Genomic DNA, 10,184 nt, shown 5'->3' on the forward strand with positions numbered 1-10,184 from the left:
GGGGGGGCGCGGGGGGGGGTGCGGGACACGCCTTTAACCCATCCTTGGGGGTTTGTTTAAACAATCCTTGTTTTCTACAGTCCCGCACCCCCACCGCCGCCCCGCCATCCACGGATGGAAGATGACGGAACGAAAACGCGGTAGCGCCGGCCGTTGGCCGGCCCTCACCATGCTGATGGTGTTGTTACGCTGCGGCCATCCATTTAAGGATCAAGCCGGTGACATACGCTAGGCCTGTCCCCGTTGCATAGCCCACCGTACCCAGCAACACACCTACTGGCGCCAGGCTTGGATGGAACGCTGCCGCTACCACCGGTGCCGATGCCGCTGCGCCGATGTTACCCATCGAACCGATGCCGAAGAAGAACAACGGCGCCTTGACCAGCTTGGCGACGGTCCACAGCACCAGGATGTGAGTGAGCATCCAGATCACGCCGAGCAGGAACAGCCACGGGCGATCCAGCAGCGAGAGCAGGTCCATCTGCATGCCGATGCAGGCGATCAGGAAGTACAGGAACACCGTGCCCAAGCGCGAGGCACCCGCGGATTCGAGCCTGCGCGCGCGGGTGAAGCTCAGGCCAAGGCCCAGCAGGGTGGAGAGCAGGACCACCCAGACGAACGCGCTGTCGAGGCTGAATTGGCTTGCCCAGCTGATGTGGGCTTTGAACCAGGCGCTCAGGGGGGCGGCGATGGCGTGGGCCAGGCCGACGCCGCCGAGGGCGACGCCGACGATCACCATCAGGTCGGTGAGGCTGGGAATGCGTGCGTTCTGGGCTTCGTAGGCGCTGATGCGCGCCTTCATTTCGTCGATGGCGCGGGTGTCGGCGCCGTTGCGGGTGTCGATCTGCTGCGCGCGGTTGGCCAGGAACAGCAGGACGGCCATCCACAGGCTGGCGCAGGCGACGTCGACGACGGCGAACTGGCCGAAGGTGGTGGCGTCGGTGCCGAATACTTCGCGCATGGCGACCATGTTGGCGCCGCCACCGATCCAGCTGCCGGCAAGTGCGGCCATGCCGGCCCAGGTATCGCCGGCGACGGTCTCGGGGTGGATCCAGGACATCAGCTGGAACGACACCACGGCGCCGAGCATGATGCCGAAGGTGCCGGCGCAGAACACGATGAGCAGCTTGGGGCCGAGCTTGAGGATGCCCTTGAGGTCGATGGAGAGGGTGAGCAGTACGAGCGCGGACGGCAGCAGCACGTCGCGCGCGATGGGGTTGTAGAGGGCGGTGCGGTGCCCGTCGAGGATGCCGGCGGTGTTGTAGATGGCCGGGATGAAGTAGCACAGCAGCAGTGCGGGCACCCAGGCGAAGATCTTCTTCAACAGGGGCGTCGGGCCGCTGGCGGCCCAGAAAATCAGGGCCAGCGTGGCGGCGATGAGGCCAAGGCCAACGATGTCGTTGGTGATGAGGGCAGTACTGGGTTCGGTCGGCATATGCGGTCCTGTGTCGATCGAAAGGGCAAAAAAAAAGCGCCGCATGATGCGACGCCTGCTGCAGCTTAACATTGTCATGACTGGTGACCACGCTGCAGTGCCGCGCGATGCACCGGTGGCTTCAGTGCGGAAGGTCGCCGTGCTGCCCGGGCAGCGAAGCACCCAGATCGAGGATCACGCGCGTGCCACGCAGCTCGCTCGGTTCGATGGTCAAGGCCCAGCCGAGGTGTTCGCACAGACGGGCGATGAGTTCGAGGCCGATCCCGCTCTGTTCGTTGCGGTCACCGCGCGCCATGCGGGCATACACGGCCGCGATCTCTTCGGGACTCATGCCCTCGCCGGGATCCTGCAGGGTGACGACGCCGCGCTCGGATACAGCGATGGTGATGGTGCCGCGACCGCTGTTTTCGATGGCATTGCGCAGCAGGTTGCCGATGGCCGCCTGGACCACGCCCAGCGGGGCGATGATGTCCACGCGGGCCAGCTCCTGGACGGTGATGTGCAGGTCCTTGTCGCCCATCAGGTGGCGGTGGTCTTCAATGATGTCGGGGACCAGCTGGTCCAGGGCGATGCGCTCCTTCAGCCCGGCCAGGCGTGCCGGCTCGCGGGCCAGCACCAGCAGCAGCTGGATCAGCTGCTCCACGCCCTGTGCAGTGCGGTGCACGCGCTGCATCTGCTGGCGCGCGCGCTCGGGCAGCGCGGGCTGTTCCAGCGCCAGTTCGGCCGCGCCGGTGATCACTGCGATGGGCGTGCGCAGTTCGTGGCTGGCGGTGCTGATGAACACCCGTTCGCGTTCGACGAACTGTTCGTTGCGCGCGAGGTAGTCGTTGAGCGCTGCGGCGATGACGTACAGCTCGGAGCTGCCACGCGGGTCCACCTCGACACGCTGCCCCGGCCGGCCGGGCTTGAGGTTGTCGATGTGCCGGGCCAGCGACCGCAGCGGGCTGACCAGCCGGCTGACGCCGAACGAGGCCATCACCACGGTTACCAGGATCATCACCACGCTGGCCAGCATCACCCAGCGCGTGGCGAACTCCTCCAGGTCGTGGAAGTCGTTGATGTCCAACGCCAGCGCAAGGCGGCCCTGCCCGTCGGTGTCGCGCACCATGACCGCGCTGGCGCGGCCATCAATGTCGACTCCGTCGTGCAGGCCGGGATGCAGGGTGCGCAGGACGGCGGGAACGGTGGCGCTGTCGTCAACGGAGAACAGGCGCAGGGTGTCCGAGTCCTGCCAGCGGTAATGGGGTTCGTGTTCGATGTGGCTGACGATGCTGTCCAGCTCGGAGTTCAGCAGCGCGCGCCAGGCGGAATGCTCCGCGTGCTCGTGCACGTAGTTGCCGACGCTGAACACCGCCAGCGAGATCATCGCCAGGTAGCCCAGCAGCCACCACACCAGGCGCCGGTGCAGCGGCGCGGGCTTACGCAGTCTCATCGCTGCCCTCGCCGGCGGCCGCACCCAACCGGTAGCCTACCCGCGGCAATGTGTGGATGAGCTTGCGCGCGAAGGGCCCATCCACGCTGCGGCGCAGTTCGTAGATATGCGAGCGCAGCAGGTCGCCGTCGGGCAGCTCGTCGCCCCACAGTGCGAATTCCAGCTGCTGGCGGGTAACCGCAGCGGGACTGGCGCGCATCAGCACTTCCAGCACCTTGCGGCACGCCGGGTACAGGTGCAGCGGCTGCCCGGCACGCTTGGCCTCCAGCGTCGCCAGGTCCAGGCTGAGGTCGGCCACTTCCAGCACCTTGCGCGGGTTTCGGCCCTGCGCGCGCACCCGCAGGGCTTCGAGCCGCACTTCCAGTTCGGGCAGGGCAAACGGTTTGGTCAGGTAGTCGTCGGCACCCGCGCGGAAGCCGGCGATCTTGTCGGGCAGTTCGTCGCGGGCGGTGAGCATGATCACCGGCACGTCCGAGCCATGCTCGGTGCGCAGCCGGCGCAGCACGTCCGGGCCTTCCAGGCGCGGCAGCATCCAGTCCAGGATCAGGGCGTCGTACTGCTGGGTGGCGGCCAGGTGCAGTCCGGTGACGCCGTCGGGCGCGACGTCCAGCACGTGGCCGCGTGCCTCGAAATACTCAAAGAGGTTGGCGACCAGTTGGCGGTTGTCTTCTATGACCAGTAGCCGCATGGGGAGGAACTCGGGGGTGGTACCCGGCATGGTAGCCCCCCGGATGTCGGAATCCGGTCGCAATCAACCCGATTCGACACCTTTCTTACATCGCATGCCCGACAGTTCGGCTTTCCCTGCGAACGGCCGCCCTTGTCGACCCTCCTGCCCCGCCGCACCTGGCGCCTGTTGACCTGCCTTGCCCTGTTGCTGGCCCTGGCTGCCGGCATCGGGCTGCGTGCCCCGACCCCGCCGGACGAGCCGCGTTTCGTGCTGGCCGCCCGTGCCATGGTGGAGACCGGCCAGTGGCTGCTGCCGCACCGTGGCAGCGAGCTATACGCCGAGAAGCCGCCGGTGTTCATGTGGATCCAGGCGGCGACCTACCAGGTCATCGGGCACTGGAACCTGGCCTTCCTGCTGCCCTCGCTGCTGGCCGCGCTGGCCACGTTGTGGCTGAGCTGGGACCTGGCACGGCGGTTGTGGAATCGCCGCCTCGCCTGGTGGGCCGTGCTGGCGCTGTCCAGCTGCCTGCAGTTCGGGCTGATGGCCAAGCGCGCGCAGATCGACATGGTGCTGGTGGCCTTGACCACGCTGTCGCTGTGGGGCCTGCTGCGCCACCTGCTGGAGCGGCCGAATACACGCGCCCTGTGGGTGGCCGGGTTCGCCGCCGGACTGGGTACGGTGACCAAGGGCGTGGGGTTCCTGCCGCTGCTGGTGCTGCTGCCGTGGGCGCTGTGGCGCTGGCAGCAACGCAGGGCCGTCGTTGACCCCCTGCCGCGCGCACGCGCCCTGCTCTGGCTGGTGCCGGCGTTCCTGCTCGGCACCGCCGTCTGGCTGGGGCCGCTGGGTATCGCGCTGCTCAACGATCCTTCGCCGGAACTGCAGTCCTACGCGCGCGAGCTGCTGTTCAAGCAGACCGGCACCCGCTACGCCAACGCGTGGCACCACGTGCAGCCGGCCTGGTACTACCTGCAGGTGATTGCCACGTTGTGGCTGCCCGGCAGCCTGCTGCTGCCCGCGCTGGTTCCAGCATGGTGGCGGCGCCTGATGCGACTGGATGGACGCTACTGGCTGCTGCTGGGCTGGGCCTTGCTGGTGCTGCTGTTCTTCAGCGCCAGCCCGGGCAAGCGCGAGGTCTACATCTTCCCGATGCTGCCAGCGCTGTGCGTGGCTGCTTCACCTTTGTTGCCCGGCCTGCTGCGCCGCGCCGGCACGCGCTGGCTGCTGCTGGCCTATGTGCTGGTGCTGGGCGTGGCTGCCGCCGCGATCGGCGTAGCGCTGCTGGGAGATGGCGTCTGGGCGCATGCGCAGCTCGCCCGACGTGGCATGCCCGAAACCCTGTTGCCGGTGCTGGGAGGGTGGCTGCTCGGCTTCGGCGTGGTGGTACTGCTGTTGGCCGCGTGGCTGCGGCAACGCCGCGCCGGCGCGCTGGCAGTGGTCACTGCGGTGCTGCTCTGGAACCTGCATGGTTGGGGATTGATGCCTGCACTGGGTCCGTACAGCTCCGCGTCGGTGGTGATGCAGCAGGTGGGCGAAAGAATCGGTCCCGACGCCGAGCTGGGTGCACTGGCGTGGCGTGAGCAGAACCTGCTGCAGGCCGACCGGCCCGTGACCGACTTCGGCTTCAAGCGGCCTTGGGACGCACAGTGGCATGACGCCGGTCCGTGGCTGGCGCAGGCCCCCCACTCGCGCTGGCTGCTGGTGCTTGAACAGGCACTCAGTCCCTGCGTGGACCGCGCGCAGGCGGTGATGATCGGCAGCGCCAACCGCAACCGCTGGTGGCTGGTGCCGGGCACGGCGTGGCATGCAGACTGTCACGCGGAGCTTTCGCAGGACGCGGCCGCCGGTGTCGACGACGGCGACTGAATCGCAGGTGCACGGCGCGTGCCGGTTAACGCGCGGGGAACATCGCTCCGACCGGTCTCCGACACGCTGCTGACGACCATGGCGCCGGTTTCCCCGCCGGCTCCACCTTCATGCTCCCTGTCCCTGCTGCGTCGCTTCCGCTCGCCGAACACGCCAACTCCCGCAACGCCCTCTTCCTGCGCAACCACTTCGCATGGCCGCTGCTGGCGGTGCTGGCCACCAGCACGCTGCTCTTGGTCGGTGGTGGCGACCAGTGGCTGGCGGACCAGCTGTACCGCATGGAAGGCCATCACTGGCTCCTGCAGAACGCATGGGCCACCAGCCAGCTGATCCACAAGGGTGGCAAGTGGCTGAGCGCAGCGGCAACGCTGCTGGCCATCGTGCTGTGCTTCCACGCCTGGCGCCACGAACGCGCGGCCGCATGGCGCTGGCCGCTGCTGTACCTGGTCATGGCCGTCGCGCTGGGCACCGGCGTGGTGTCGCTGCTGAAGTCGCTCACCAACGTGGATTGCCCGTGGGACCTGGCGCGCTACGGCGGCCTGCGCGAGTACGTGGGACTGTTCGCCACCCGCCCGCACGGCATGCCGCGCGGGGTGTGCTTCCCGGCCGGGCATTCCAGCGCCGGGTTTGCCTGGGTGAGCCTGTACTTCTTCGCGCTGCTGGTGCGCCCGGCATGGCGATGGCGTGGCCTTGCCCTGGGGCTCGTCGCAGGGGGTGTGTTCGGTGCCGCGCAGCAGCTGCGCGGCGCGCATTTCCTTTCGCATGACCTGTGGACGCTCGCGACATGCTGGACGGTGTCGCTGCTGCTGTTCCTCCTGGTGCATCGGATCAGCGCCCGCGGAGTGCGCGCATGAATACCATCGCATCACATGCGCCACGCCCGACCGCGCTCACCACGCTGCGCCACTGGCGCCCCACGTGCTCCACCGAGACCCTCATCGCCCTCACCAGCGTGTTCTTCGCGCTGGCCTGCAATGGCCTGTTCTGGCACAGCGCGATGGCCACGCATCCGGGCAGCCTGCGCTTCGCCATGTCGCTGCTGCTGTTGCTGGTGGGTGCGCACAGCCTGCTGATGGGCCTGCTGGTGTGGCGCTGGAATGCGAAGGTGATGATCGGCGTGCTGCTGCTGGGTACGGCGATGGCCGCCCACTACATGGGCAGCTACCACATCTACCTGGATGCGGACATGCTGCGCAACGTGCTGGCCACCGACCACAAGGAAAGCCGCGAGCTGATCACCCCGAGCCTGCTCGCACCACTGGTGCTGCTGGCGCTGCTGCCGATGGTGCTGCTGTCGCGCGTACAGCTGGTGCGGCGCAGCTGGGGCAAGGCCGTGCTCTGGCGCGGCGGTTTCCTGCTGGTGTCGGCGTGCGTCGCGCTGGGCGGGTCGATGCTGTCCTTCCAGGAAATGTCGTCGCTGATGCGCAACCAGCGCGAAGTGCGGTACCTGGCCACGCCGGGCAACTACCTGCTGGGGCTGCCGAAGGCGCTGCGCGGCGACAACCCGATCCAGCGCGCACCCAAGCTGCCGATCGGGCTGGATGCCAAGGCGACGCCGCGCGCGGCCGACAGCAAACCCAGGCTGCTGGTGATCGTGATGGGCGAAACCGCGCGTGCGCAGGACTGGGGCCTGAACGGCTACGCCCGGCAGACCACGCCGCAGCTGGCGCAGACCAGCGCGATCAACTTCCCGGACATGCACGCGTGCGGTACCAGCACGGAAGTGTCGCTGCCCTGCCTGTTCTCGCCCTATGGCCGCCACGATTACGATGAGAAGAAGATCCGCGCGCACCAGTCGCTGCTGCACGTGCTCGACCACGCCGGCATCGGCACGCTGTGGCGCGACAACCAGTCCGGCTGCAAGGGCGTGTGCGAAGGGCTGCCGATGCAGGCACTGGACGATGCAACGCATCCCACCCTGTGCGCCAACGGCCGTTGCATGGACGAGATCCTGATCGACAACCTCGCCGAACAGGTCCGTGCAACGCCGGGCGACCGGGTGGTGGTGCTGCACCAGCTGGGCAACCACGGCCCGAGCTACTTCGAGCGCTATCCCACCCGCTTCCGCCACTTCACCCCGACCTGCGACACCCCGGACCTGGGCAAGTGCAGCCGCGAGGAAATCACCAACAGCTACGACAACGCGCTGCTGTACACCGACCAGCTGCTGGCCCACACCATCGGTACGCTGCAGGGCATGCAGGATTACGACACGGCGATGATCTATCTGTCCGACCATGGCGAATCGCTCGGCGAGAAGGGCCTGTACCTGCACGGAGTGCCGTACGCGATCGCCCCGCAGGAACAGACCCGGGTACCGATGACGATGTGGTTCTCGCCCGGTTTCGCCGCCAGCCGTGGACTGGACCTGGCCTGCGTGCGGCGCCGTGCCAGCCAGTACACCGACCATGACAACCTGTTCCCCTCGGTACTGGGCCTGATGCAGGTGAAGACCGCGCTGTACGACCGCGACCGCGACCTGTTCAGCGGTTGCGCGCGCTGACGGGACTTGTGGCCCTTGCGGTGCGGCGGCGGCCCCACTAGCCTTCGCCGGTCTGTCACCACCCAAGGATGTCCCCGTGAACCACCGCCCGCTCCTGCTGGCCCTGGCGGTCGGCGCTGCCGCGCTGACCCTGGCGGCCTGCCAGAAGGAACCGTCCCCGGCCGATGCACCGGCCACCGGCACCGCCGCGCCCACCGAAACCGCGGACCAGTTCATCGCCCGCGTCAACGCCGAGTACAAGGCCCTGTACCCGGAAATGACCTCGGCGCAGTGGCTGTCCTCGACCTACATCAATGACGATTCCGAGCGCGTGGCGGCCAAGGCCAACGAGCGCTGGCTGACCATCCTCAATGGCTGGATCGCCCAGGCCGGCAAGTACGACGGTCAGCCGATGAGCGAGGACACCAAGCGCCAGATCCACCTGCTCAAGCTGATGACCGCGATGCCGGCCCCGCGCGACCCGGCCAAGCTCGGCGAGCTGACCCGCATTGCCAGCCGCATGGAAGGCGCCTACGGTTCGGGCAAGTACTGCACCGACGAGGCCAACCCGGCCAGCTGCCGCCAGCTCGGCGACCTGGAGCAGGTGCTGGCCAGCAGCCGCGACTACGACAAGCAGCTCGATGCCTGGCAGGGCTGGCACGCCACCACCAAGCCGATGCGCGCCGATTACCAGCGCTTCGTCGGCCTGGTCAACGAAGGCGCCAAGGAAATGGGCTTCGCCGACGCCGGCCAGATGTGGCGCAGCGGCTACGACATGCCGGCCGAGCAGATCGGGCCGGAAACCGACCGCCTGTGGGAGCAGGTCAAGCCGATGTACGAGCAGCTGCACTGCTACGCGCGTACCAAGCTGGACACCACCTACGGCAAGGACAAGGCCGAGACCGAAGGCGGCCTGATCGCCGCGCACCTGCTCGGCAACATGTGGCAGCAGGACTGGTCCAACCTGTGGGACCAGCTGGAGCCGTATCCCGGTGCCGGCAGCCTGGACATCACTGCGGCGCTGGAAAAGCAGTACCAGACCAACCTGAGCGGTGCGCTGGCCAAGGCCGGCGGCAGCAATGCGAACGTGGAAGCGCTGTACAAGGCGCAGCGTGACGCGGAGCTGCGCACCGCCAAGCAGATGACCGAGCGCGCGCAGGACTTCTATGTCTCGCTGGGCATGCCGGCGCTGCCGAAGTCGTACTGGGACAAGACCCAGTTCATCAAGCCGCTGGACCGCGACGTGGTCTGCCACGCCAGCGCGTGGGACATGAACATGGAAGGCGACGTGCGCACCAAGATGTGCATCAAGCCGAACGAAGAAAATTTCACCACGATCTACCACGAGCTGGGCCACATCTATTACGACCTGGCCTACAACCCGCTGCCGCCGTTGTTCCAGGGCGGTGCCAACGATGGCTTCCACGAAGCGATCGGCGACACCATCGTGCTGGCGATGACCCCGCAGTACCTCAATTCGATCGGGCTGGTGGACAAGCCGCAGGAAAGCCGTGAAGCCACCATCAACGCGCAGATGCGGATGGCGCTCAGCGGCGTGTCGTTCCTGCCGTTCGGGCTGATGATCGACCGCTGGCGCTGGGGCGTGTTCGATGGCTCGATCACCCCGGACAACTACAACAAGGCGTGGTGGGAGCTGAAGGCGAAGTACCAGGGCGTGGCGCCGGCCAGCGCGCGCGGCGAGGAGTTCTTCGATCCGGGCGCGAAGTACCACGTGCCGGGTAATACGCCGTACACCCGCTACTTCCTGGCGCGCATCCTGCAGTTCCAGTTCTACAAGGGCCTGTGCGATGCGGCCGGCTACAAGGGCCCGCTGCACCAGTGCAGCTTCTACGGCAACAAGGAAGCCGGCCAGAAGTTCTGGGCGATGCTGAGCAAGGGTGCCAGCCAGCCATGGCAGGCCACGCTGAAGGAAATCACCGGCGGCGACAAGCTCGATGCCGGCCCGATGATCGAGTACTTCACCCCGGTCAACGAGTGGCTGAAGCAGCAGAACCAGGACCAGATGTGTGGCTGGCAGCCGCCTGCGGCGGCAGCCGCGCCGAAGGCGCCTTGAACCAGGAAAGCCGGCCTGCATGGCCGGCTTTTTTTTTTTCATCGCAGAAGGGAGTGGAACGTCTCGTCCCCTAGGGCCGTCGAGGCTTGGCGGAGGGTCTTCGAGCAGGTTCATCGCGAGCGTTGAGGGCCCCGCCGCGGCCGGCAGGCCCCTATGCAAATGTCCCCCGGCGGCGGCCTGCGGCCGCCACCTCCTCCTTTACTTTGCCAGGGACCTACCGGCCGCGAC

Annotated in this window: 7 protein-coding genes; 4 read left to right on the forward strand and 3 right to left on the reverse strand. The window is 67.4% G+C overall.

Annotated features, from left to right (window positions below; all coding sequences use genetic code 11):
• Nucleotides 1-184: 184 nt before the first annotated feature.
• The 3 genes from RWO33_RS16660 to RWO33_RS16670 form a co-directional block, all read right to left on the reverse strand.
• Nucleotides 185-1,435 carry a DUF819 family protein gene (locus RWO33_RS16660; RefSeq protein ID WP_314106261.1) on the reverse strand — a complete coding sequence of 417 codons (1,251 nt, stop codon included), beginning with the start codon at nt 1,433-1,435 and terminating at the stop codon, nt 185-187.
• 121 nt (nt 1,436-1,556) lie between these two features.
• Nucleotides 1,557-2,867 (reverse strand): HAMP domain-containing sensor histidine kinase, encoded by a 1,311-nt coding sequence (locus RWO33_RS16665; protein ID WP_314106262.1) that lies wholly within the window; start codon nt 2,865-2,867, stop codon nt 1,557-1,559.
• Complete coding sequence (locus tag RWO33_RS16670) at nt 2,854-3,555, reverse strand: response regulator transcription factor (protein WP_314106266.1); 702 nt, start codon at nt 3,553-3,555, stop codon at nt 2,854-2,856. Before RWO33_RS16670 ends, RWO33_RS16665 begins: the two co-directional genes overlap by 14 nt.
• 132 nt (nt 3,556-3,687) lie before the next feature.
• Between RWO33_RS16670 and RWO33_RS16675 the strand changes: the two genes are divergently transcribed.
• The 4 genes from RWO33_RS16675 (at nt 3,688) to RWO33_RS16690 (ending at nt 9,956) form a co-directional block, all read left to right on the forward strand.
• Nucleotides 3,688-5,400: a glycosyltransferase family 39 protein gene (locus RWO33_RS16675; protein ID WP_314106263.1), complete on the forward strand. Its 1,713-nt coding sequence runs from the start codon at nt 3,688-3,690 to the stop codon at nt 5,398-5,400.
• Between the two features lie 278 nt (nt 5,401-5,678).
• A complete protein-coding gene (locus RWO33_RS16680) occupies nt 5,679-6,254 on the forward strand; it encodes a phosphatase PAP2 family protein (protein ID WP_314106267.1) in 576 nt (191 codons plus the stop codon).
• Complete coding sequence (locus RWO33_RS16685; protein WP_314106264.1) at nt 6,251-7,903, forward strand: phosphoethanolamine--lipid A transferase; 1,653 nt, start codon at nt 6,251-6,253, stop codon at nt 7,901-7,903. Before RWO33_RS16680 ends, RWO33_RS16685 begins: the two co-directional genes overlap by 4 nt.
• Before the next feature lie 76 nt (nt 7,904-7,979).
• The gene (locus RWO33_RS16690) at nt 7,980-9,956 is read left to right on the forward strand and encodes a M2 family metallopeptidase (RefSeq protein WP_314106265.1); all 1,977 of its coding nucleotides are present in this window, start codon (nt 7,980-7,982) and stop codon (nt 9,954-9,956) included.
• Nucleotides 9,957-10,184 lie beyond the last annotated feature (228 nt).

It is taken from the genome of uncultured Stenotrophomonas sp. (assembly GCF_963519925.1).
Lineage (GTDB): Bacteria > Pseudomonadota > Gammaproteobacteria > Xanthomonadales > Xanthomonadaceae > Stenotrophomonas > Stenotrophomonas maltophilia_AE.